This window comes from Pseudarthrobacter sp. PvP090, assembly GCF_040547365.1.
Lineage (GTDB): Bacteria > Actinomycetota > Actinomycetes > Actinomycetales > Micrococcaceae > Arthrobacter.
Genome location: NZ_JBEPPO010000002.1, coordinates 234920 through 258525, shown reverse-complemented (window position 1 = coordinate 258525; position 23606 = coordinate 234920). Strand labels below are relative to the sequence as shown.

The 23606-nt window shown below is 69.2% G+C and carries 20 protein-coding genes; 16 read left to right on the top strand and 4 right to left on the bottom strand.

The genetic code is table 11. The features are described from left to right. Nucleotides 1–99: 99 nt before the first annotated feature. Genes ABIC21_RS03125 through ABIC21_RS03115 form a run of 3 tightly spaced genes read left to right on the top strand, consistent with a single transcriptional unit; the run spans nt 100 to nt 2079 of the window. Nucleotides 100–831, top strand: a complete 732-nt coding sequence (locus ABIC21_RS03125; protein WP_354348952.1) for a DUF3710 domain-containing protein — start codon at nt 100–102, stop codon at nt 829–831. Continuing rightward, complete coding sequence (locus tag ABIC21_RS03120) at nt 824–1264, top strand: hypothetical protein (RefSeq protein ID WP_354348951.1); 441 nt, start codon at nt 824–826, stop codon at nt 1262–1264. The genes ABIC21_RS03125 and ABIC21_RS03120 overlap by 8 nt, the downstream gene beginning before the upstream one ends. Beyond that, nucleotides 1261–2079 (top strand): DUF3159 domain-containing protein, encoded by an 819-nt coding sequence (locus ABIC21_RS03115; protein ID WP_354348950.1) that lies wholly within the window; start codon nt 1261–1263, stop codon nt 2077–2079. The genes ABIC21_RS03120 and ABIC21_RS03115 overlap by 4 nt, the downstream gene beginning before the upstream one ends. 77 nt (nt 2080–2156) lie before the next feature. Here ABIC21_RS03115 and ABIC21_RS03110 read toward each other — a convergent pair whose 3' ends face one another. Together ABIC21_RS03110 and ABIC21_RS03105 are read right to left on the bottom strand one after the other, a co-directional pair. After that, complete coding sequence (locus tag ABIC21_RS03110) at nt 2157–2882, bottom strand: potassium channel family protein (RefSeq protein ID WP_354348949.1); 726 nt, start codon at nt 2880–2882, stop codon at nt 2157–2159. Next, nucleotides 2883–3554 (bottom strand): potassium channel family protein, encoded by a 672-nt coding sequence (locus tag ABIC21_RS03105; protein WP_354348948.1) that lies wholly within the window; start codon nt 3552–3554, stop codon nt 2883–2885. A gap of 143 nt (nt 3555–3697) precedes the next feature. On the opposite strand from ABIC21_RS03105, the gene ABIC21_RS03100 reads away from it, so the two are divergent. From ABIC21_RS03100 to ABIC21_RS03040, 13 genes are all read left to right on the top strand, one after another. After that, nucleotides 3698–5674 (top strand): APC family permease, encoded by a 1977-nt coding sequence (locus ABIC21_RS03100; RefSeq protein ID WP_354348947.1) that lies wholly within the window; start codon nt 3698–3700, stop codon nt 5672–5674. Continuing rightward, nucleotides 5671–7017: a class I SAM-dependent RNA methyltransferase gene (locus ABIC21_RS03095; RefSeq protein WP_354348946.1), complete on the top strand. Its 1347-nt coding sequence runs from the start codon at nt 5671–5673 to the stop codon at nt 7015–7017. Before ABIC21_RS03100 ends, ABIC21_RS03095 begins: the two co-directional genes overlap by 4 nt. A gap of 170 nt (nt 7018–7187) precedes the next feature. Next, nucleotides 7188–10001, top strand: a complete 2814-nt coding sequence (locus ABIC21_RS03090) for an aconitate hydratase (RefSeq protein ID WP_354348945.1) — start codon at nt 7188–7190, stop codon at nt 9999–10001. A gap of 183 nt (nt 10002–10184) precedes the next feature. Continuing rightward, nucleotides 10185–12158, top strand: coding sequence for a 1-deoxy-D-xylulose-5-phosphate synthase (gene dxs, locus ABIC21_RS03085; protein ID WP_354348944.1), 1974 nt, complete (start codon nt 10185–10187; stop codon nt 12156–12158). An 8-nt stretch (nt 12159–12166) separates the two neighbouring features. After that, nucleotides 12167–12712, top strand: a complete 546-nt coding sequence (locus ABIC21_RS03080; protein WP_354348943.1) for a DUF402 domain-containing protein — start codon at nt 12167–12169, stop codon at nt 12710–12712. Continuing rightward, complete coding sequence (locus ABIC21_RS03075; protein ID WP_354348942.1) at nt 12709–13266, top strand: hypothetical protein; 558 nt, start codon at nt 12709–12711, stop codon at nt 13264–13266. Before ABIC21_RS03080 ends, ABIC21_RS03075 begins: the two co-directional genes overlap by 4 nt. A gap of 67 nt (nt 13267–13333) precedes the next feature. Then, nucleotides 13334–13552 (top strand): helix-hairpin-helix domain-containing protein, encoded by a 219-nt coding sequence (locus ABIC21_RS03070; RefSeq protein ID WP_354348941.1) that lies wholly within the window; start codon nt 13334–13336, stop codon nt 13550–13552. A gap of 70 nt (nt 13553–13622) precedes the next feature. Next, nucleotides 13623–14600 carry an aldo/keto reductase gene (locus tag ABIC21_RS03065; protein WP_354348940.1) on the top strand — a complete coding sequence of 326 codons (978 nt, stop codon included), beginning with the start codon at nt 13623–13625 and terminating at the stop codon, nt 14598–14600. A 15-nt stretch (nt 14601–14615) separates the two neighbouring features. Continuing rightward, entirely contained in the window at nt 14616–15704 is a 1089-nt protein-coding gene (locus ABIC21_RS03060; RefSeq protein ID WP_354348939.1) for a nucleoside hydrolase, read from the top strand. A gap of 62 nt (nt 15705–15766) precedes the next feature. Continuing rightward, nucleotides 15767–16621 (top strand): ECF transporter S component, encoded by an 855-nt coding sequence (locus tag ABIC21_RS03055; RefSeq protein ID WP_354348938.1) that lies wholly within the window; start codon nt 15767–15769, stop codon nt 16619–16621. A 17-nt stretch (nt 16622–16638) separates the two neighbouring features. Beyond that, nucleotides 16639–17397 (top strand): energy-coupling factor transporter transmembrane component T, encoded by a 759-nt coding sequence (locus ABIC21_RS03050; protein WP_354348937.1) that lies wholly within the window; start codon nt 16639–16641, stop codon nt 17395–17397. Further along, nucleotides 17394–18971: an ABC transporter ATP-binding protein gene (locus ABIC21_RS03045; protein WP_354348936.1), complete on the top strand. Its 1578-nt coding sequence runs from the start codon at nt 17394–17396 to the stop codon at nt 18969–18971. The genes ABIC21_RS03050 and ABIC21_RS03045 overlap by 4 nt, the downstream gene beginning before the upstream one ends. A 57-nt stretch (nt 18972–19028) precedes the next feature. After that, a complete protein-coding gene (locus tag ABIC21_RS03040; protein ID WP_354348935.1) occupies nt 19029–19991 on the top strand; it encodes a hypothetical protein in 963 nt (320 codons plus the stop codon). Nucleotides 19992–20053: 62 nt separating this feature from the next. Here the strand turns inward: ABIC21_RS03040 and ABIC21_RS03035 are convergent, their stop codons facing one another. Next, nucleotides 20054–22219 (bottom strand): 3-hydroxyacyl-CoA dehydrogenase NAD-binding domain-containing protein, encoded by a 2166-nt coding sequence (locus tag ABIC21_RS03035; protein WP_354348934.1) that lies wholly within the window; start codon nt 22217–22219, stop codon nt 20054–20056. Next, the gene (locus tag ABIC21_RS03030) at nt 22216–23457 is read right to left on the bottom strand and encodes a thiolase family protein (RefSeq protein WP_354349068.1); all 1242 of its coding nucleotides are present in this window, start codon (nt 23455–23457) and stop codon (nt 22216–22218) included. The genes ABIC21_RS03035 and ABIC21_RS03030 overlap by 4 nt, the downstream gene beginning before the upstream one ends. Between the last annotated feature and the right edge of the window lie 149 nt (nt 23458–23606).

The window sequence follows — 23606 nt, the reverse complement described above, 5'->3', positions numbered from 1 at the left end:
TTTTCTGCGTGAGTGCAGCATGAGACAGCACCAGACAGCAGGCGCCCCGCGGACGCGGGCGCCGCGGCGGCACGGAATCACAACTAAGGAGACAACCCCATGGTTTTTGGGCGTGGCAGGAAAGCCAAGCAGGAACAGCCGGCAGACTCCGGGGAAACCCAGGAGGCGGTCACTGATGCTTCCGCCGACGACTCCGCCGGGACGTCCGCCGCTGCCCCCGTCCGCGGCGCCACGGGTCCTTTCGACGTATCTGACATCGAGGACCAGGAAGGCTACGTGGACCTCGGTGCCCTGCTGATTGCTCCCGCCGAAGGCCTGCAGCTCCGGCTTGAGGTCGAGGAAGCCACCCAGCGGGTCGTCGCCGTCACCATGGACCTGAACGGCTCCAGCCTCCAGCTCCAGGCTTTCGCGGCTCCCCGCTCCGAGGGCCTGTGGGATGAAATCCGTGAGCAGATCGGCCAGTCGGTGGGCAGCCAGGGCGGCCAGGTTGAGGAGATCCAGGGCGGGTTCGGCACCGAGCTGCTCGCCAAGCTCCCCGCCAGCGGCGCCGACGGAAGCCACGGCTACCGCGTGGCCCGCTTCATCGGCGTCGACGGTCCGCGCTGGTTCCTGCGCGGCGTGTTCGGCGGGGAGGCCGCTGTGGACCGTGAGGCCGCCGCCGGCCTCGAGGGGCTGTTCCGGCAGATCGTGGTGGTGCGCGGTGAGAACCCCATGCCGCCGCGCGACCTGCTGCAGCTCCGCCTGCCGAAGGACAACGCCGTGCCCGCACCGCAGTCCGCCCCGGACCTCGGGCAGCCGGAACGTGGACCGGAGACTACCCAGATTGGCTGATGCCCCCCGCCAGGATCCGGCCTCCTCCGTCTCCGTGAGGGGGCTGCCGGACCGCGGCCGCGTCTTGTGCCACGGCTACATCGAGTCGGTCACCTACGCACCGGCCACCCACGTCGCCGCCTTCACCGCGGTCGTCGTCGACCACGACGTGCCCAAAACCCGCGGCGCCAAAGCAGTCCCTGCGGGATCCGTCCAGCCTGCTGCCAAAGCCGCCGCTGCCGAACCCGCCGGAGCCGGGTCCGCCGCCCCGCGGCGCCAGCGCCCTGCCGTCCCGAAGGACCGCCTCCGGGTGGTCTGGCTCGGGCGGCGCCGCATCCCCGGGGTCGACGCCGGCACCGAACTCCGCCTGCAGGGCATGGTCACCGTGCGCGACGGCCTGCCGACCATGTTCAACCCCCGCTACGAAATAGTGTCCCGCCAGGAGGAACAATGACCGTGCCTGAGAAGCCCGAGCCCGCTGTTCAACCCGGCGCTGCTCAGTCCGGCGCTGTTCAGTCCGGCGCTGTCCAGCCTGCCTCCACTCAGCCCGCAGCCCGGCCGGGACCGGACCAGGAGCCCGCCGCAGCCCAGCCCACCGTGGCTCAGCTCGCCGAAGGCTACGCGGCCAAGGCCGGACTGCACCGATCAGGCAACGGCAACATCGACGTGCTCAAGAGCGCCGGCGGGATCCAGGGCATTGCCGAAAGCATCCTCCCGGGTCTGGTCTTCCTGGTCGCCTTCACGATCACGCGGGAGCTGCCCCTGGCGCTGACCGCCGCGCTGGCCGTGGCCGCGGCCTTCACCGTCGTCCGGCTGGTCCAGCGCAAACCGCTGACGCAGGCACTGGCGGGGATCGCCGGCGTCGGGGTCTCCGCGTGGCTGGCCAACACCACCGGCAAGGCCGAGGACTTCTACGTCCCCGGATTCTTCACCAACTTCGCCTACATCGTGGCGATGTCGATCTCGATTGCCGTGCGCTGGCCGTTTGCCGGGCTGATCTTCGGGTTCATCCGGAACGAGGGCCTGGACTGGCGGAAGGACCCGGCGCGGGTCAAGGCCTACCAGATCGGCACCTGGGTGATCATCGGGGTGCTGTCGCTGCGGCTGCTGGTGCAGGTCCCGCTGTACTTCATGGGCGAGCCCGGCTTCGCGGCCCTCGCCACGACGCGGCTCCTGATGGGTGCGCCGCTGTACATCCTGGGCATCTGGGTCGCCTGGCTGCTGACCCGCCCCGCCCCGGCCGCCGCCCCGGCCACCCCAACGGCCTAGTACCCCGGATGCTCTATCACTAAACGTCGTTCCCAGCGGTGGGAACGACGTGTAGTGATAGGGCAGCCAAAACCGGGCTAACCGTCGAAGCCGTCGTCAGCGGTGACGGCGGGCTGGTCTTGGTCAGGCTCCTCGTCGGCCGCCGACTCCGGCGAGAGCAGGGCGCGCAGCTCATCCTCGGCCGCGATCGTGGTCACGAAGAACAGCTCGTCACCGCCGTCGATCACATCGTCACGGCTCGGCGTGATCGGCGCCTGGTCCCGCAGGATCGCCACCAGGGTCGAATCCTCCGGCCAGTCGATGTCGCCGACCGTCAGGCCAATCACATGCGAATCGTGGGGGACCGTGAACTCCACCAGCGATGACACTCCGGTCTGCAGGGTCAGCAGGCGGACGAGGTCGCCGATCTCCACCGCCTCCTCGACCAGGGCGGTCATCAGCTGCGGGGTGTTGACCGCGACGTCGACGCCCCAGGAGTCGTCGAACATCCAGTCATTCTTGGGGTTGTTGACCCGGCCCACAGTCCTGCCGACGCCGAATTCGGTCTTCGCCAGCAGCGAGACCACCAGGTTGACCTTGTCGTCACCGGTTGCGGAGACCACGACGTCGGCGTCCTCCAGTTTCGCGTCCTGAAGGGTGCTCAGCTCGCATGCATCGCCGACCAGCCAGTGCGCGCCGCGCAGGCCGCTGCGCCCGATCACCTCCGGCTTCAGGTCGATCAGCAGGATTTCGTGTTTGTGGGCCAGCAGTTCGCGCGCGATCGAGGAACCGACGCTTCCCGCCCCGACAATGACGACTTTCACTTAGGACTCCTTGGCGGGGGACTTGGCAAGAATGTGGGCGACTTCGGTGCTGCGGTCCACACCCAGCATGGCGTGCACGGTGTCGCCGTCCTGGTAGAGGGTACCGGCCACGGGCAGCATGCCCTCGCCGAACCGGGTCAGGTACGCGACACGGACCCCGGCGGCCTTCTCGATCGCGGTGACAGGGTGGCCGATCCATTCGGGATTCAGATCCACCTCGGCGAGCACGAGCCGGCCCGAGGGGTCCCGGAAGTCGCCGGCGAGGTGCTGTTCGGGCAGGATCCGGCGGAGCACCTGGTCCGCGCTCCAGCGCACGGCGGCGACCGTGGGGATGCCCAGGCGCTGGTAGATTTCCGCGCGGCCCGGGTCGTAGATCCGGGCGACCACGTGCGGGACATGGAAGGTTTCGCGGGCCACCCGGGTGGCCAGGATGTTGGAGTTGTCGCCGCTGGAGACGGCAGCGAAGGCATAGGCCTCCGCGACGCCGGCCTGTTTGAGGGTCTCCCGGTCAAAGCCGACGCCGGTGACCTTGCGGCCGGTGAAGCCCGTGCGGAGCCGCCGGAACGCGCGGTCGTCCTGGTCGATGATGGCCACGGAATGGCCCGCGTCCTCGAGCGTGTGCGCGAGGGTTGCCCCCACGCGGCCACAACCCATTATCACGAAGTGCGCCAACCGTGCCTCCTGTTGTTCCTGTACTGCTGCTGGGTAAAACTCTACCGGCCACCGCGGCCCGGGCGGCCAGCCCCGGGAGCCGCCCCGGCGGCGGGGATCGCCGCCGTCATGACATCGCGTCCGAATCGGACTAGCTTTGTGTGGTGCCGACAATTTTCAATGCCGTGAAGCGGGTGCTGGTAGGCAGGCCGTTCCGGAACGACAGCCTGGCTCACACCCTGCTTCCCAAGCGGATAGCCCTGCCCGTTTTCGCCTCCGACGCGCTGTCCTCCGTGGCGTACGCGCCGGACGAAATCCTCCTGACGCTGGCGCTGGCCGGCGTCAGTGCCGTGGCGTTCTCGCCGTGGGTGGGCCTGGCCGTCATGGTGGTGCTGCTGACGGTCGTCGCCTCCTACCGCCAGAACGTCCACGCCTACCCCTCCGGCGGCGGAGACTACGAGATCGCCAACGAGAACCTGGGCAAGTACGCCGGGCTCACCGTCGCCTCCGCGCTGCTGGTCGACTACGTGCTGACCGTCGCCGTGTCGATGTCCTCCGCCGCCACCTACCTCACCACCGCGGTGCCTTCGCTGCACGGCCAGCAGGCCGGCATCGCGACGGTCGGCGTCGTGGTCCTTGCCCTCGTGAACCTGCGCGGCATCAAGGAAGCCGGCACGGTGTTCGCCCTGCCGACGTATATCTTCATGGCCTCCATCCTCGGCATGACCGCCATCGGCGTCTTCCAGGCCGCCACCGGCCAGCTGGGCGAGGCGCCCTCGGCTGCGTTCACGATCGTCCCCGCGCCGGGCTTCGACGAAGGACTGGTGGGACTGGCCGGCGCGTTCCTGCTGCTGCGGGCCTTTTCCTCCGGCGCCGCCGCGCTGACCGGCATTGAGGCCATCAGCAACGGCGTGCCGAACTTCAAGAAGCCCAAGAGCAAGAACGCCGCGACGACGCTGCTGCTGCTCGGTGTGATCGCCGCTTCCATGCTTGCCGGGATCATCTACCTCGCGAACGCCACCAAGGTGCACATCGTGCTGGACCCGGCCACCGAGTTCCTGCTGGACGGACAGCCGCCGCCCGAGGGGTACATCCAGAGCCCGGCGATCAGCCAGATTGCCCAGACGATCTTCGGCGGCGGGTCTATCTTCTTTTTCATCGTGGTCGCCGCCACCGGCGTGATCCTCGTGTTCGCCTCCAACACGGCCTTCAACGGCTTCCCGGTGCTCGGCTCGATCCTGGCCCAGGACGGTTACCTGCCCCGACAGCTGCGCACCCGCGGGGACCGGCTGGCCTTCAGCAACGGCGTGCTGGCCCTGGCCGCCGGCGCCCTGGTGCTGATTATCGCCTTCAACGCGGACGTCACCAAGCTCATCCAGCTCTACATCGTGGGCGTCTTCATCTCCTTCACCATCAGCCAGCTCGGCATGGTCCGGCACTGGGGCCGGCAACTGAAACTCGCCAAGGACCCCGCGGTGAAGCGGCGGATGCTCAAATCGCGCACCATCAACGGCATCGGCTTCGGCATGACCGCCACGGTCCTGCTGATCGTGCTGATCACCAAGTTCCAGCAGGGTGCCTGGATCGCGCTGCTGGCCATGTTCGTGCTGTTCCTGATCATGTGGAGCATCCGGGCGCACTACGACAATGTGGCCAAGGAACTCGCCGTGGACGAGGACTCCTCGCCGCGGGCCCTGCCCACCCGCGTGCACGCCGTGCTGCTCGTCTCGCACGTCCGGAAGCCGGTGCTCCGGGCGCTCGCCTACGCCCGCGCGTCGCGGCCCTCCCGGCTGGACGCCATCACCGTGGACATCAGCGCCGAGGAGACCGAGCAAACGGTCGCGGACTGGGAGAAGCTGGAAATCCCGGTACCGTTGACGGTGCTGGCCAGTCCGTTCCGCGAAACGGTGACGCCCATCATGGAATACATCAAGAACATGCGGCGCGACTCGCCCCGCGACCTGATCGTCGTCTACATCCCCGAATACGTCGTGGGCAAATGGTGGGAGCAACTGGTGCACAACCAGACCGCACTGCGCATCAAGACCCGGCTGCACTTCGAGCCGGGCGTCATGGTGTGTAGTGTGCCGTGGCAGCTGAAATCATCCGAAGAAGCCAAGAGACTGCAGGACATCCAATGAGCTCCGACACCCAGACGCAACCGCACACCGAACTGATCGTCGACGTCGGGCCGGTTGCCCACGGCGGGCACTGCGTGGCCCGGCACGAGGGGCGTGTGGTGTTCGTCCGCCACGGCATCCCCGGCGAGAAGGTCCGGGTCCGCCTCACGGAGTCCGGCCCGGACGCCAAGTTCTGGCGCGGCGACGTCGTGGAGGTCCTGGCGGCTTCCCCCGACCGGGTGGAGCACTTCTGGGACCTGGCCGATTCCGTGCGCTCCTGGTCGCACCGCCACCCGCCGCTGGGAGGGGCCGAGCTCGGCCACATCTCCCTCGACCGCCAGCGCAGCCTCAAGGCCGAGGTGCTGGCCGAACAGCTGCGCCGCCTCGCCGGCGTCGACCTCCCCATCACCGTGGAAGCCGTGGGGGAGCCCGGACCCGGGGCGGCGGCGGGCCTCGCCTGGCGCACCCGCGCCGGGTTCGCCGTGACCCCCGCCGGAAAGCTGGGCATGCACGCGCACCGCTCCGACACCGTCCTGCCGGTCCGGGAGATGCCCCTGGCCTCGGACGCCATCAACGCGCTCCGGCTCTGGGACATCGACCTGCAGGGCATCGAGCGCATTGAGGTCGCCGCCCCGGCCAACGGCTCCCGCCCGCTCGTGCTCCTTGTCCCGGCCGCGGGAACCCGGGCCAAGCGGCTCAGCGCGGTCCTCGCCCAGCTGCCCGAGGACGTCTCGGTGGCCAGCTTCGATCCCGTCAAGGGCGAAGTGCTGCGGCTTCGCGGGCGCACCTACGTCCAGGAGACCGCGTCCGGCCACGACTACCGTGTCACCGGCGACGGTTTCTGGCAGATCCACCGGGACGGCCCGGACACCCTCGTCGGGGCCGTGACCGGATTCCTGCACGACGGCGGCTTCCTGGCACCGGGCGCCGCGGTGGCCGACCTGTACGCCGGGGCCGGGCTGTTCACAGCGCCGCTCGCGGACGCCGTGGGTGTCACCGGGTCCGTGCTCTCCGTCGAGGGATCGCCCGGCAGCAGCCGGGACGCCCGCAAGAACCTCCATGACGCAACCCAGGTGGAGATCGTCCAGGGCCGGGTGGAACGGGTCCTGCGCGAGAAGGCACGCAGCTTCGACGCCATCCTGCTGGACCCGCCCCGGGCCGGTGCCGGCAAGGCCGTCGTCAACCAGTTGGTCGGAACGGGTCCCCGGGCCGTGGCCTATGTGTCCTGCGATCCGGCGTCCTTTGCCCGCGATGTGGGCTACTTCCGGCAGTCCGGCTGGGAACTGGCGGGGCTGCGGGCCTTTGACCTGTATCCGCATACGCACCACATGGAGACTGTGGCGCTGCTGACTCCCCGGGCCTAAGGCCACTAGGATGGGCGGAGTAGTCCGACGTCGCGCTCCGTAATCACGGCTGACCTCCTGCACCCTGTACTGGACCTTGTGCGAACAAGGCCGGCACTAGTTAGGGCCACCTAACTAGCAAGGGGTCTGCGGCGCGACAAAGATGAAACTGTTGCGAGAGGAGTCCTGCGATGAGCATTGTGGACAGCTTCGGTTCAAAAGGCAAACTTAATGTAGCCGGTACCGAATACGAAATTTTCCGGTTGAACTCCGTTGAAGGTGCAGAAAACCTTCCGTTCAGCCTCAAGGTATTGCTTGAAAACCTGTTGAGGACCGAGGACGGCGCCAACATTACGGCCGATCACGTCCGAGCACTGGCCGGCTGGGACCCCAGCGCCGAGCCCGACACTGAAATCCAGTTCACGCCGGCGCGCGTGATCATGCAGGACTTCACTGGCGTGCCCTGCGTTGTGGACCTTGCCACCATGCGTGAAGCAGTCAAGGAGCTTGGCGGTGACCCCAAGCGGGTCAACCCGCTGGCACCTGCCGAGATGGTGATTGACCACTCCGTGCAGATCGACGCCTTTGGCAACTCCGGCGCACTGGAGCGCAATATGGAGATCGAGTACCAGCGCAACGGCGAGCGGTACCAGTTCCTGCGGTGGGGCCAGACTGCGTTTGACGACTTCAAGGTCGTCCCGCCGGGAACCGGCATCGTGCACCAGGTCAACATCGAGTACCTGGCCCGCACCGTCATGACCCGCGAAATCGATGGCGTTGTCCGGGCCTACCCGGACACCTGCGTCGGCACCGACTCGCACACCACCATGGTCAACGGCCTGGGTGTGCTGGGCTGGGGCGTCGGCGGCATCGAAGCCGAGGCAGCCATGCTTGGCCAGCCCGTCTCCATGCTGATCCCGCGCGTCGTGGGCTTCAAGCTGACCGGGTCCATCCCGGCCGGCGCGACCGCCACCGACGTCGTCCTGACCATCACCGAGCAGCTGCGCAAGCACGGTGTGGTCGGCAAGTTCGTGGAGTTTTACGGCGAAGGCGTCGCGGCTGTGCCGCTGGCCAACCGCGCCACCATCGGCAACATGAGCCCGGAGTTCGGCTCCACGGCCGCCATGTTCCCGATCGACGACGTCACCCTCGACTACCTGCGCCTCACCGGCCGCTCGGACGCGAACGTCGCCCTCGTGGAGTCCTACGCGAAGGAACAGGGCCTCTGGCACGATCCTTCCCGCGAGATCAAGTTCTCCGAGTACCTCGAGCTGGACCTGTCGACGGTTGTCCCGTCGATCTCCGGCCCGAAGCGCCCGCAGGACCGCATCATCCTCACGGAGTCCAAGGACCAGTTCCGCCAGGACCTGCGCAACTATGTGAAGGAAGAACTGGCCGGCGGCAGCGTGGACGAGGCAATCGACGAAAGCTTCCCCGCTTCCGACTCGCCGTCCTTCACGGGCTCCGCAAGCCACCTCACGGACGAGGCCCCGCACGCGCACGGCCCGGCTGCCGACGGCCGCCAGTCCAACCCGGTCAGCGTCAAGACCGCGGACGGCCGCGAGTTCGAGCTGGACCACGGTGCGGTGTCGATCGCCTCGATCACGTCCTGCACCAACACGTCCAACCCGTCCGTGATGCTGGCCGCCGCACTGCTGGCCCGCAACGCCGTCGACAAGGGCCTGACCTCGAAGCCGTGGGTCAAGACCTCCGTGGCTCCCGGGTCCAAGGTCGTCACCGACTACTACAACAAGTCGGGCCTGACCCCGTACCTGGAGAAGCTCGGCTTCTACATCGTCGGTTACGGCTGCGCGACCTGCATCGGCAACTCCGGCCCGCTCGACGCCGAAATCTCCGAGGCCATCCAGGCCAACGACCTTTCCGTCACCGCCGTGCTGTCCGGTAACCGCAACTTCGAAGGCCGGATCAACCCGGACGTGAAGATGAACTACCTGGCTTCCCCGCCGCTGGTCATCGCCTACGCCCTGGCCGGGACCATGGACTTCGACTTCGAGGCCGACGCCCTGGGCCAGGACGAGGCCGGCAACGACGTCTTCCTGAAGGACATCTGGCCGAACCCGGTGGAGGTCCAGCAGGTCATCGATTCCTCGATCGACAAGGAAATGTTCGCCCGCGGCTACGAGGGCGTCTTCGAAGGCGACGACCGCTGGAAGGCACTTTCCACGCCGGCCGGCGACACCTTCGCCTGGGATCCGAAGTCCACCTACGTCCGGAAGCCCCCGTACTTCGACGGCATGAAGGCAACGCCGGAGCCCGTCCAGGACATCACCGGCGCACGCGTGCTGCTGAAGCTGGGCGATTCCGTCACCACGGACCACATCTCCCCGGCAGGTTCCTTCAAGTCGGACACCCCGGCCGGACAGTACCTGCTGGCCAACGGTGTGGAGCGCAAGGACTTCAACTCCTACGGCTCACGCCGTGGCAACCACGAGGTCATGATCCGCGGAACGTTCGCGAACATCCGGATCAAGAACCAGATCCTGGACGGCGTCGAGGGTGGCTTCACCCGCGACTTCACCCAGGCCGACGGTCCGCAGGCCTACGTCTACGACGCCGCGCAGAACTACCAGGCTGCCGGCACCCCGCTGGTGGTCCTGGCCGGCAAGGAGTACGGCTCCGGTTCATCCCGTGACTGGGCAGCCAAGGGCACCGCACTCCTGGGCGTCAAGGCCGTCGTGGCCGAAAGCTACGAGCGCATCCACCGCTCCAACCTGATCGGCATGGGCGTCCTGCCCCTGCAGTACCCGGCCGGCCAGAACGCTGCCAGCCTCGGGCTGACCGGCACGGAAACCTTCGCGGTTGAGGGCGTCACCGCCCTCAACGAAGGCACCACGCCGAAGACGCTCAAGGTGACCGCCACGGCCGAAGACGGCACCGTCACGTCCTTCGATGCGGTCCTGCGCATCGATACCCCGGGCGAGGCTGACTACTACCGCAACGGCGGCATCCTGCAGTACGTACTGCGCCAGATCTCCGCCAGCTAGCACAGCGTTCCTTCCGCAGGGGAGGAACAGTTGCCAGGTGCGAAAGCCCCGGCCGGTCACTGACCGGCCGGGGCTTTTCCATGCCCGGCGTGTTCCGGCCTCGTTCCGGACGCGTTCCGGCACGAGGGCTACTCCGGAGGCGTTAGAGTTAGAAGGCATGTCTACCACCCGAAGGAGGGGCCGTTGGGAATCTTGGAGACCATCCGGAATCCGCAGGACCTGAGCAAGTTGTCAGAGGCGCAGCTGGATCAGCTGGCAGCCGAGGTCAGGGAATTCCTGATCGGCAACGTCTCCCAGACGGGCGGGCACCTGGGCCCGAACCTCGGCGTCGTCGAACTCACCATCGCGGTCCACCGGATCTTCGATTCACCCCGCGACAGCATCGTCTTCGACACCGGCCACCAGTCCTACGTGCACAAGCTCCTCACCGGACGCCAGGACTTCAGCACCCTGCGCCAGCAGGGCGGCCTGTCCGGCTACCCGGACCGCGCCGAATCCGAGCACGACATCGTCGAAAGCTCGCACGCCTCCTCCTCGCTCTCCTGGGCGGACGGGATCTCCCGCGCCCGGCAGCTGACCGGCGACGGCGACCGCTACGTCATCGCCGTCGTCGGGGACGGCGCCCTGACCGGCGGCATGGCCTGGGAGGCCCTCAACAACATCGCCGCGGACACGAAGCGCCGCGTCGTGATCGTCGTAAACGACAACGGCCGCTCCTACGCCCCGACTGTCGGCGGATTCGCCGATTACCTCGCCTCGCTGCGCCCCACCATCGATTCGTTCCGTGCCGCGCCGGCCTACGAGGGCACCCTGGACTGGTGGCGGAAAAAGCTGCAAAACGGCGGACCCGCGGGCCAGTTCACCTACCGCAGCCTCCACGCCATGAAAAAGGGCGTCAAGGACTGGTGGGCCCCGCAGGGCATGTTCGAGGACCTCGGGATGAAGTACATCGGCCCCGTGGACGGCCACAACCTCCAGGCCATGGAACATGCCCTCTCTACCGCCCGGACCTACGCCGGGCCCGTGATCGTGCACGCCATGACCGAAAAGGGCCACGGCTACGCGCCCGCCCGTGCCCATGAAGCGGACCAGTTCCACGCCGTCGGCATCATCGACCCGGAGACGGGCGAACCCACCGAGGCCGGCGGTGCGAAGTCCTGGACCGCCGTCTTCGCCGACGAGATCGCCGACATCGCGGACGAGCGCAAGGACATCGTCGGCATCACCGGCGCCATGCTGATCCCCGTCGGGCTGCACAAGTTCGCCGCCCGGCACCCGGAGCGGGTGTTCGACGTCGGCATCGCCGAACAGCACGCCCTCACCTCCGCCGCCGGCATGGCCTTCGGCGGGCTGCACCCCGTCGTCGCCGTCTACGCGACGTTCCTGAACCGCGCCTTCGACCAGCTCCTGATGGATGTCGCCCTGCACAAGGCCGGCGTCACGATCGTCCTGGACCGGGCCGGCGTCACCGGGCCCGACGGCGCCAGCCACCACGGCATGTGGGACATGGCCATGGTCCAGATCGTTCCCGGCCTGCACCTCGCCGCGCCGCGCGACGCCAGCCGGCTGCGCGAGGAGCTCCGCGAAGCCGTCGCCATCGAGGATGCCCCCAGCGTGATCCGCTACTCCAAGGGAACCGTGGGCGCCGAGGTGGGGGCCATCGAGCGGCTCAGTGACGGCGTGGACGTGCTGGCCCGCCGCCCGGCCGGCTCCAGCGACAACGATGTGCTGATCGTCAGCGTCGGGGCGATGTCCGAACTGGCCCTGGATGTCTCCAACCGGCTCGGCGCGCAGGGCATCAGCTCCACGGTCGTGGACCCCCGCTGGCTGCTCCCGGTCCGCAAGTCGATCATCGCCCTCGCCTCGCACCACCGCCTCGTCATCTGCATCGAGGACGGCGTCCGTGCCGGCGGCGTCGGGTCCCGGATCCGCCAGGAAATGCGGGCCGCCGGCGTGGACACCGCGCTGAACGAGGTCGGCCTCCCGGTGGAGTTCCTCGACCACGGATCCCGCAGCCAGGTACTCGAACGGGTCGGGTTGACCGCCCAACAGATCACGCACGACGTCGTGGCGCAGGTCCTGGGGACCAAGGTGCCCTTCGCGCGGCCCCTCCCGGGCCAGGAACACCCCAGCACGGGCAGCCTGCCGATCCTGTGAGGATCCCCGTGAGAATTCCCGATGGACTGGCGCCGGGCGACCTGGTGGTGTCCCGGAACCGGAAATGGAACGGCAAGGCCCACTGGGTGGTGCCCGGCACCTACCTCGGCGAGGACCGCCATGGGTGGTGGATCTTCCAGGGGGCCAACGAGTTCTGCTCCCGGCCGGGTGCGGCGTTCTACGCCGAATCCGACGCCGTGCTGCTGGTCCCGCGCTCCGGCGAGTACGTGGCCACGTTCTACGACGAGGCGCATCCCGCCGGCGTCCAGGTCTACGTGGATCTGGCGACCGGCCACGGCTGGAACACGATCCGGCCGGGAGTCACCGAGTTCCACCTGATCGACATGGACCTGGACGTGATCCGCACCGTGGACCGCGGGGTGTACGTGGACGATGAAGACGAGTTTGCCGAGCACCGGGTTGAAATGGACTACCCCGCAGACGTGGTGGACCGGATCAGCGCGGCGTCGGATCAGCTTTACCAGGCCGTCAAGGCACAACAGCCACCGTTCGACGGCGCAGACCGCGAATGGTTCAGGAGAGGACGGGCATGAGCGGAATTATCCGGGTTTACAAACGCAACGACGAAGGGGTCCTCGAGTTCAGGGAGGGCTGGTTTGACGAGGATTACAGCCAGTTCGTGATGAACTACGGCGTCGTCGGGCACCAGAGCAAGACCGACGAGACCGACGTCGCCGACGCCGCCGCCGCGGAAGGCCTGATGGATGCCTTCGCCGTGCAGTGCGCCGAGGACGGCTTCGCCGAAATCCCCGAGGAGGAGCAGTTCTGGGTCGTGGCCCAGTACGCCCTGAAGACCAAGGACGGCACGGACCGCGACCGCTACCTCGAGGAAAAGGCCAAGGACGCCCTGATCAGCCACCTGGCCTGGCGCGGCCTCGGCATTGTGGACCGCTCGGAGTTCTCCGATGCCAAGCTCAACATCTTCATCCTCACCCCGGACGTCAACAAGGCCGTCAATGCGATCAAGGTCTGCATCCGCGGCGAGGACCTCGACTTCACCAAACTGAGCATCGGCGCCGCGGCGTTCGGCGAGACCGCCTTCAAGCTCAAGCACTCCCCGAAGCCGGCCAACAGCTTCGCCCTGTAAGTCCAGGGCAGTTCCACCTGCACGATTCACATCAGTTTTGGGGGACAACGACTGGAAGGCATGCATCATGGCACCGAAATCCGTTGAACCTGGCCGTACCCCGCTGCCGCGGGGGATCGCGGCTCCCGCCCGCCGGGCCCTCGCCCACGCCGGCGTCGAGACCCTCGAGCAGGTGGTGGCGCTGGGCCGCCGTGCCCTTGCCGGCTTGCACGGGATGTGCCCGCGGACCCTCGCCCAGCTTGAGGACGCCCTGGACGAACACGGGCTGGAACTGCCCGCAGGGTAGGCGTCGGCGCTGCCGGCGCCCCTCCCTGCCCTGCCCGGGAGCCACTGCCGGCCGTTATAGGCTGAACCCCATGACTGAATACCGCCGCGTAGGAAATTCCGGACTGACCGTCTCCGTCGTGGGGCTTGGCTGCAACAATCTGGGCCGGTCCAAGACGGCGACCGAGTCGCAGGAGGGGACCGACGCCGTCGTGCATGCGGCCCTGGACGCCGGGATTACCTTCTTCGACGTCGCCGACACCTACGGCCGGGAGCCGGGCCTCAGCGAGACGATGCTGGGCAAGGCCCTGCGCGGCCGCCGCGACGACGCGGTGATCGGCACCAAGTTCGGCATGGACATGCGCGGCGTCAACGGCAACGACTTCGGTGCCCGAGGTTCCCGCGGCTACATCATCACGGCCGCCGAGGCCTCGCTGCGGCGGCTCGGGACCGACTGGATCGACCTCTACCAGTTCCACACCCCCGACCCCCTGACCCCGATCGACGAGACACTCGCCGCCCTCGACGAGCTCGTCACCAGCGGCAAGGTCCGCTATATCGGCCACTCCAACCGTGCCGGCTGGCAGATCGCCGAGGCGGAGTTCGTGGCCCGCACCCGCGGGGGAGCGCGCTTCATCTCCAGCCAGAACCACTACAACCTGCTGGACCGCCGCGCCGAGCTCGAGGTCACGCCCGCCGCCGAGGCCTACGGGCTGGGCGTCCTGCCGTACTTCCCGCTGGCCAACGGCCTGCTGACCGGCAAATACGCGAAGGACACCGCGCCGGAGGGCTCACGCCTCAGCCACACCCGTACCCACCTGGTCCACGACGCCGACTGGGACCAGCTGGCTGCCTTCCGTGCCTTCGCCGCCGAGCGCGGCCTGGACGAGATCCAGGTGGCTTTCTCCTGGCTCGCCGCCCAGCCCTCAGTCAGCAGCGTCATCGCCGGTGCCACCCGGCCCGAACAGGTCCGGCAGAACGCCGCCGCCGTGGCCTGGATTCCCAGCGCCGCGGAACGTGCCGAACTCAACGACATCTTCCCGCGCACGCCGAAGGTCGCGCTGTTCTAGATGGAGCTGCTCTAAATGGCTCCAGCCCCGGGGGCCCTGCCTGGCGTTCCTGCTGTGCCGCAGACCATCCTGATGGACGTCGACACCGGGATCGACGACGCCCTGGCCCTCGTCTACCTGCTGTCCCGCCCGGAGGTCCACCTGCAGGCGATCACCTGCACGGCCGGCAACGTTGGTGCCCGCCAGGTCGCGCTCAACAACCTGGCGCTGCTTCAGCTGTGCGGCAGGGCCGGCGTTGAGGTGGCCATCGGCGCCGAGGTGCCGCTGGAAATCCCGCTGGTCACCACCGAGGAGACCCACGGCCCGCAGGGGATCGGCCACGCGGAACTGCCGGCGCCCGCGCAGCAGATCTCCCCGCGCCACGCCGTCGACGTCTGGGTGGAGGAAGTCCGGGCGCACCCGGGGGAGATCACCGGGCTGATCACGGGGCCGCTGACCAACTTCGCCCTGGCCCTGCGCCGCGAGCCGGAGCTGCCGATGTTGCTCAAGGGCCTGGTGATCATGGGCGGGAGCTTCTACTACCAGGGCAACACGACGCCGACCGCGGAATGGAACGTCTCGGTGGACCCGCACGCGGCCCGGGAAGTCTTCGCCGCCTACCGCGGCCTGCCGGAGGACAAGCTGCCGGTGTTGTGCGCGCTGGAGACCACGGAGCGGATCGAAATGCTCCCGGACCACCTCCGGCGCCTTGGCGAGGCCGCCGGGGCCGGGCCCGAACTGGTCCTCCCGGACCAGCCCGAGGGGCTCCGCAGCGCCTCGGCCAGCCCGCTCGTGGCCTGCCTGTCGGATGCGATCCGGTTCTACATGGAATTCCACCGGCTCTACGACCAGGGCTACGTGGCGCACATGCATGACGCCTTCGCGGCGTGCGCCGCCGTCGGACGCACCCCGTTCACCACACGCGTGGCCACGGTCGACGTCGAAACCGCCTCACCGCTGCTGGTCGGCACCACGGTGGCGGACTTCCGCGGGCTGTGGGGCCTGCCGCCCAACGCCCGGATCGTCGCCTCCAATGACCCGGAGCAGTGCTTCGAGGAGCTGATTTCCTCCGTGGGCGCGCTGGCGCGGCGGAGCATGTCCGCCGGTCGTCCCGCCACTGGCTAGGATGGTAGCTGCGCCGAGGTGACATAGGCGGATGTTGCAGCCCCCACCGAAGGACCATCCCCATGTCACAGCAGTCCCTGACCCTCCCTGCCACCGGATCCGGCCCCGGCGCCGGTTCCGCCGCCGGCACAGCCACTGCACGGCGCAACCGCCGCCTGCTGGAGCTCGCCGGTGCCGCCGCGATCGTGGCCACCTATGTCTTCCTTGTCCTCACCCAGCCTGCGTACATCGCCAACGGACCGGCCAGCTTCTCCGCGCTCGTCGCCCTCGGCGGGTTCCTGCTCGGTGCGGTCCTGCTGATCGCCGCTGCACTTCCGGTCCTGCCCACGTCCACCCTGGTGCTGATGCCGGTGGCGCTGGTCCTGAACGTGGTCCTCGGCCAGCTCATGGGCACCACCGGGCTGCCGTTCTACTTCGATGCCATCGGCACCGTCCTGATTGCCGTCCTCGCCGGGCCGGCTGCGGGAGCCGCCACGGGCGCCCTCAGCAGCATCGTCTGGTCCTTCGTCAACCCGACCGTGCTGCCCTTCGCGGCCGGGGCGGCACTGATCGGCTTCCTCGCCGGACTCGCTGCCCGAGGCGGCCTGTTCCGCCGCTTCTACCTGGCACCCGTGGCCGGCTTCGTCACCGGCATCCTCGCCGGCGTCGTCTCCGCGCCGATCGCAGCCTTCGTCTTTGGCGGCACCGCGGGCCTCGGCACCGGAGCGGTCGTCAGCGCCTTCCGCGCCATGGGCGACACCCTGCTCGCAGCCATCACCAAGCAGGCGCTGATCTCGGACCCGATGGACAAGGCCATTGTCTTCGCAATCGCCGCGCTGCTGGTCTACGCCCTGCCGCGCCGCACCACCCTCCAGTTCCCGTTCGTGCGGCGCCACCGGGTGCTCGCCGGCAAGGCTCCCGGAACGCCCGAAGACTGAACCGGACTCCCCGCAGAATGCGCCCCACCCTCCATCCGCTGACGTCGCTGACGGCGGCCGGCTGCACAGCAGTGATCACGACGGCGGCCGGCAGCTGGCCGCTGTCCGTCGCTGTCGGCCTCGCGGCAGCGGTGCTGGCCGTGCGGGCCGGCGCCGGCCGCCGTGTTCTGGCCACGGCCGCGGCGGTCCTGGTGCCGCTGGGGCTGTCGCTGCTGATGCTGCACGGGCTCTTCTTCCCGGAAGGCCCGACCGTCCTGGCCGTGTGGGGGCCCGCGCGGGTCACGGCAGAGGGCCTCGCCTTCGCACTGGAGGCGGGCACCCGCACGGGTGCCTGCGTGATGGCGCTGCTGCTCTTCTCCTTCACCGTGAGCGCCCCCGATCTGGTGGCGGCGCTGGCTGCGCGGGGGCTGCCGCCGCAGTTCGGCTTCGTGCTGGCCTCCGCGCTCACCCTCCTGCCGGCCATGGCCGGCCGGCTGGAGAGCATCAGGTCGGCGCAGGAGGCCCGCGGGCTGGTGCTCCGCGGCGGGGTGTTGTCCCGGCTCATCGCTGTCCGGCTGCAGATGGTCCCGCTGGTGCTGGGCCTCATCGAGGACTCCGGGAGCCGTGCCCAGGCCCTGGAGGCACGCGGCTTCGGCGGCCCGGGGCCCCGGACCAGCTACCGCGAGGTTGCCGACCCTCTCCTCGAGCGCCGGTTCCGGGCCGTGCTGCTGCTGCTCGCAGCCGCGGCCGTAGCCGTGCGCCTCGGCGCTTCCTGGCCGGCAGCGGGGCCGTTATGACCAGCGCTGATCCTGACGCCACGATGACCAGGCCCACCACGCCCGCCCCGATCTCCACGCAGACCGCCGCTGATCCCACCGCCACCACGACGGGGGCCGTGCTGGCCGCCCGGATCGGCAGCTTCCGCTTCCACGGCGACACCGCCCCCGCGCTGTACGACGTGGATCTCAGCGCGCGTCCGGGGACTGTCACGGCGGTCCTCGGCGGTTCCGGCAGCGGGAAGACCACCCTGGGCAAACTGCTGGCCGGCTGGCTCCGGCCCGGCCCGGCCGGACAGCTCAGCGGTTCGCTCGCACTGGCCGGGGAGCTGCTGGAGTTCCGCGGCGGCGAGGACGACCCCCGGATCAATCCCGCCGCCTGGTCGGACCGGGTGGGCTACGTCCCCCAGGATGCGGCTGCCATGCTATCCACGGTCCGCTCCACCGTCGCCGAGGAACTCGCCTTCGGCCTGGAAAACCGCGGCACCCCGAGGCCACAGATGCTCCGGGACGTCGCAGGCATCGCGGAACTGGCCGGCCTCACCGCGCTCCTGGACCGGGATCCCGCCACCCTTTCCGGCGGCGAACTGCGCCGCCTGGCCATGGCCTGCGCCGTCATCGCCGGCCCCGGGGTTCTGATCCTCGACGAACCCCTGGCCTCCCTGGACGCTGCGGGTGTCGTCCTGGTCCGGGACCTGATCGCCCGGCTCACCGCGGCCGGTACCGCCGTCGTGGTGCTGAGCCAGGCAACCGACGGCCTTGCACGCTCCGCCGCGCACTGGATCATCCTCGACGGCGGCACCGCCACCGCCAGCGGCACGCCCCGGGAGCTGATCCGGTCAGCGGAACTGGCCCGGACCGGGACGGTGCTGCACGCGGTCACCCACACCGTGTCCGACGTGCGGGCCGCGGATCCGGAGCCGGCAGCCGGGCCTTTGCTTGAGCTGGCGGGCGTCGGTTTTGGCTTCCCGGGGGCCGGTGGAGTTGCGGGGGAGCCGCTGCTGCGGGATCTGCGGCTCACGGTGCGGCCCGGAGAGGTGGTGGCGGTTACCGGCAGGAACGGCGCCGGCAAATCAACGCTGCTGCGGCATTTCAATGGGCTGCTTCGTCCGGATACGGGGACGGTGCGGATCGCCGGAAACAGCATTGCCGGTCTCCCGGCGGGCCGGGTGGCCGCGTCGGTGGGACTGCTCTTCCAGCAGCCCCGCGACCAGCTGTTCGAGCGGACCGTGCTGCGCGAGGTCAGTTTCGGCCTGCGACGGCTCCATGGCAAGGAAGCCGGTGCCAGGGCACACGAGGCGCTGGACGCCGTCGGGCTGTCCGGGGACGCCGGCAGGCACCCGGCGGAGCTGCCCGCCTCAAAGCAGCGGCTCCTGGCCCTTGCCACCGTCCTGGCCCGCAGGCCGGCGGTGCTCGCCCTGGATGAGCCCACCGTGGGACTGGACCGGCACGGACTCAAGCGGCTGGACCACTCCGTTTCGGCCGCGGCGGCGCGGGGCGCCGCCGTCGTCCTGGTCACCCACGATGCCGCCTACGCCCGGGCCACCGCGCACCGCGTCCTCGAGCTCAGCGCCGGGAGTCTGCGGCAAACCTGACGGGCAGGGGGCTTGTGACCCTACCGGTCCACCCGCCGGGTAGCCGAGCATGGGGCCATGAGCACCCAAGCCGGCACCACCACAATTGCCGAGGTTCCGGCCGTCCTCACGATTTCGTCCGGGATCTGGCTGGTGCTTGGGGCACTCGGAACCGTCTGGACGCTGATGGGACTGCTCATGGTCCTGGCCTTCAGCGGGATGGTCGCGCCGCAGACGTACCTCCCGGCGCTGGCGCTCTACCTGGCCAGCGCGGCCGTGTTTGTGACGGCTGCTGTGCTTGCTGTGGTCCTGAGACGGGGCCGTCGGCCGGCACGCATTGTTTTGTCCGCCTATGTGGTGATCCTTCCGGCACTCCTGTTCCTCCCCGGCGGCCCGCCCCCCGGCGGGATCCCCTGGCAGGTCGTGCTGCTCTCTCCCGCCGGTGGGGTCGGGGTGCTTGCGGTCGCCGCCACGGTGCTCATGTGGCTGCCACCGGCCAACGCCTATTTCGCCGGCCGTGCTGCGCACCCGCTGGAAACGCCAGCCGGTTCGGAACCCCCGTCTGGCCGGGTGCCACAGGCTGTGACGGCGGCAGGCTGGATCCTGGTTGTCGCCGGGGTTGTCGCCGCGCTGCAGGCGGCGCTGGGGCTGGTCCTCTTCGTGGGAACCCTTGGCTCCGGCGGGAACACAACTCCGGCGCTGGTGCTTTGGCTGACGCTTGCTGCAGTGGCGGCAGCAGACCTCGTCTGTGTCACTCCGGTCCGCCGGGGAAAGCCGTTCGTCCGGCCTATCGTGACCCTCATCCCGCTGGCCGGACTCACGCTCCTCGTCCTGGCCACCATCGCCGGCGTTTCGTCCCTGCCCGCCGGGAGCCCGGGGGCCGCGGGCGGGCTGGCGCCGGCGATCTTCCTGACGGTCCTCTCCCAGGGGCTGCCGCTCCTCGCGGGTCTGGTGGCGGCGGTGCTCGTCTGGCTGCCCTCGGCCCGGCGATACTTCCGCCGCGGTGCCGCGGCTCTCCCGGCCGGCACCACCGGATCCTGACACGGCGGCGCCGCCCGCGCTGCGTTGGCAGTGCGGGCGGCGCCGCGGTTCGCGGATCAGGCTCAGGCGGCCGGTTCGGACGCCACGCCGGGGGCCAGGAACTTCCGGCCGGTGACACGCTCGGAGGCTCCCACCCGGTCCAGGTACGGGGTGATGCCGCCCAGGAACATCGGCCAGCCCGCCCCGAGGATCATGCAGAGGTCGATGTCCTCCGGGCCGGCCACCACACCCTCGTCCAGCATCAGCCCGATTTCCTCGGCCAGGGCATCCTGCGTGCGGCGCAGCACCTCCTCGCCGGTGGAGGGTGTCTCGCCGAAGGACATCAGCGCCAGGGTATCTGCCGGGATCACGGGCTCGCCGGCCTGCACCGAGGCCGGATCCCAGATGGACTTCACTCCGTTGTCGATGAGTTTCTGCAGGTTCTGCGAGACCGGGAAACGGTCCCCGAACGCGGTGTGCAGGGACTCCTGGACGTGCTGCGCGACCGGCAGCCCCACCATGGCGCCGAGGACGAACGGCGTCATCGGCAGTCCCATGGGGCGCAGCGCGTTGTCCGCCACCCCGGCCGGAGTGCCCTCGTCGAACGCGGCCGTCACTTCGCCCATGAGGCGCAGCAGGATGCGGTTGACCACGAACGCGGGCGCGTCCTTGACTAGCACGGCGGACTTCTTGAGTCCCTTGGCGAGCTCGAACGCGGTGGCCAGCACGGCGTCGTCGGTCCTGGGGGCGCGGACGATTTCCAGCAGCGGCATCACGGCCACGGGGTTGAAGAAGTGGAAGCCCACAAGGCGCTCCGGATGCTCCAGGTCCTCGGCCATGGCGGTGACGGACAGCGAGGAGGTGTTCGTGGCGAGGATGCAGTCGGCGGAAACGATCGCCTCGACCTCCTTGAAGACCTGCTTCTTGACGTTGAGCTCCTCGAACACCGCCTCGATGACGAAGTCGGCGTCGGCAAACGCTTCCTTCGACACCGATCCGGTGACGAGAGCCCGGGTCCGGTTGGCGGCGTCGGGGCTGATCCGGCCCTTCTGCAGCAGTTTGTCCACCTCGGCGTGCACGTAGCCCACGCCCTTGTCCACGCGGGCCTGGTCGATATCCGTCATCACCACGGGCACCTTGAGCTGGCGGGCGAAGAGCAGGGCGAGCTGGCTGGCCATCAGGCCGGCACCCACGACGCCGATTTTGGTCACCGGACGTGCCAGCTTGCGGTCCGGGGCGCCGGCGGGGCGCTTGGACCGGCGCTGCACGAGGTCAAGGAAGGCGTAGACGGTGGAGCGGAACTCGTCGGTCTGCATCAGGTCCGCGAGCGTCTCGCATTCCAGCTCCGCGGACTGGGCCTGCGTCAGCGTGCGGTTGGCTTCCATCACCTCGAGGACCTTGGCCGGCGCCGGGGAGGCGTTGGAGGTCTTGGCCTCCACGTACGACCGGCCCGCGGCGATGGCGCCCGCCCAGCGGGCCGCGACCTCCGGGGTAGAGGGATCAACGGCGTTGGTGCGTTCCGGGCTCACGGAGCCTGCGATGACCTGCGCGGCCCACGCGACGGACTGCTCGACGAAGTCGGCGGGCTCGAAGATGGCGTCCGCCATGCCCAGCTTGAACGCCTGTGGCCCGGTCAGCGTCCGGTTGTTGCTCAGCGGGTTCTCGATCATCACCTTGACGGCGTTTTCCGGCCCGATCAGCCGCGGCAGGATGTACACCCCGCCCCAGCCGGGGATGAGCCCGATGAACGCCTCAGGCAGGGCCAGGGCCCCGGCCCCGGTGGACACGGTGCGGTAGGTGGACTGCAGGGCGATCTCCAGCCCGCCGCCGAGGGCGAGGCCGTTGATGAAGGCGAAGCTGGGCACACCCAGATTCGCCAGCGTGGAGTAGACGTCGTGGCCGAGCTGGGCCATCCACAGGCCGTGTTCGCGGCCGCTGAGGGACTTCACCGTGGACAGGTCTGCGCCGGCGACCAGGAAGTAGGGCTTGCCGGTGACGCCGACGCCCACGATCTCGCCGCGGGCGGCGCGCTCCCTGAGCCCTTCCAGGACGGTGCCGAGTTCGATCAGGGTGTTGGGACCCAGCGTGGTGGGCTTGGAGTGGTCCAGGCCGTTGTCCAGTGTGACCAGGGCGAAGGTGCCGGGGCTCCTGCCGTCCACCGCCGGCAGGTCGATGTCCTGGACGTAGGAGTGGGTGACGGTCTCGTTCGGGAAGAGGTCGGCAAGCTTGCGGAAATCGGCGGCGCTCATGCTGAGGCTCCAGTCTCGGTGGTGGTGGCGGTCGTCTCTTCGAGGGCGAGGCCGTAGGCGGGGTGGTGCGGGTTCTCCCAGATCACGGTGGCGCCCATGCCGAGGCCGATGCACATCGTGGTCATGCCGAAGCGGACCGTGGGGTCCTCCTCGAACTGGCGGGCCAGCTGGTTCATCAGCCGCACGCCGGAGGACGCGAGAGGGTGGCCGACGGCGATCGCCCCGCCGTAGCGGTTGACCCGGGGGTCGTCGTCGGCGATGCCGAAGTGGTCCAGGAAGCTGAGCACCTGGACGGCGAAGGCCTCATTGATTTCGAACAAGCCGATGTCCCCGATGCCCAGCCCGGCGTTTTTGAGCGCCTTCTCCGTGGCCGGGACCGGGCCGATGCCCATGACTTCGGGTTCGACGCCGGCGAAGGCGTAGCTGACCAGGCGCATCTTGACCGGCAGGCCCAGTTCCTCGGCGGCGTCGGCGGAGGCCAGCAGGGCGGCGGTGGCGCCGTCGTTGAGTCCGGCGGCGTTGCCGGCGGTGACCCGGCCATGGGCGCGGAACGGGGTCTTGAGCGCGGCGAGGTCGTCCACCGACGTGCCCGGCCGCGGCGGCTCGTCCACCGTGTTCACGGTCCAGCCCTGGCCCGGTTTTATCGTGGCGACGGGCACCAGGTCCGGCTGGATCTGCTCCCTGGCGTAGGCGGCCGCGAGCTTGTCCTGGGAGGCGACGGCGTAGGCGTCGGTGCGGACCTTGGTGATGGCGGGAAAGCGGTCGTGCAGGTTCTCGGCGGTGTTGCCCATGTTCAGGGCCGCCGGGTCCACGATCCGTTCGGACATAAAGCGCGGGTTGGGGTCCGCGCCGGCGCCCATCGGGTGGTTGCCCATGTGTTCGACGCCGCCGGCGATCACGACGTCGTAGGCGCCGAAGCCAATGCCGCTCGCGGTGGTGGTCACGGCCGTCATGGCGCCGGCGCACATCCGGTCGATCGCAAAGCCCGGCACGGTCCGCGGCAGCCCGGCCAGCAGGGCGGCGGTGCGGCCGATGGTCAGGCCCTGGTCGCCGGTCTGGGTGGTGGCAGCGATGGCCACTTCGTCGATGCGTTCGGCCGGCAGGGACGGGTTGCGGCGCATCAGTTCGCGGATGCATTTGACCACCAGGTCGTCGGCGCGTGTTCCGGCGTAGATGCCCTTTTCGCCGGCGCGGCCGAACGGGGTGCGGACGCCGTCGACAAAAACGACATCGCGTATGGCGCGGGGACGTGCGGCGCGGGGACCCGCGGTCCTGTTTCTTCCGAGGCTCGGCTTTGCGCCGCTGTCTTTTCCGCTGCTGGGGTTGCCGCTGCTGGGGGGCTGGCTCACGTGTTACTCCTCATCGAGACATGGGTGCCGGATCCGCG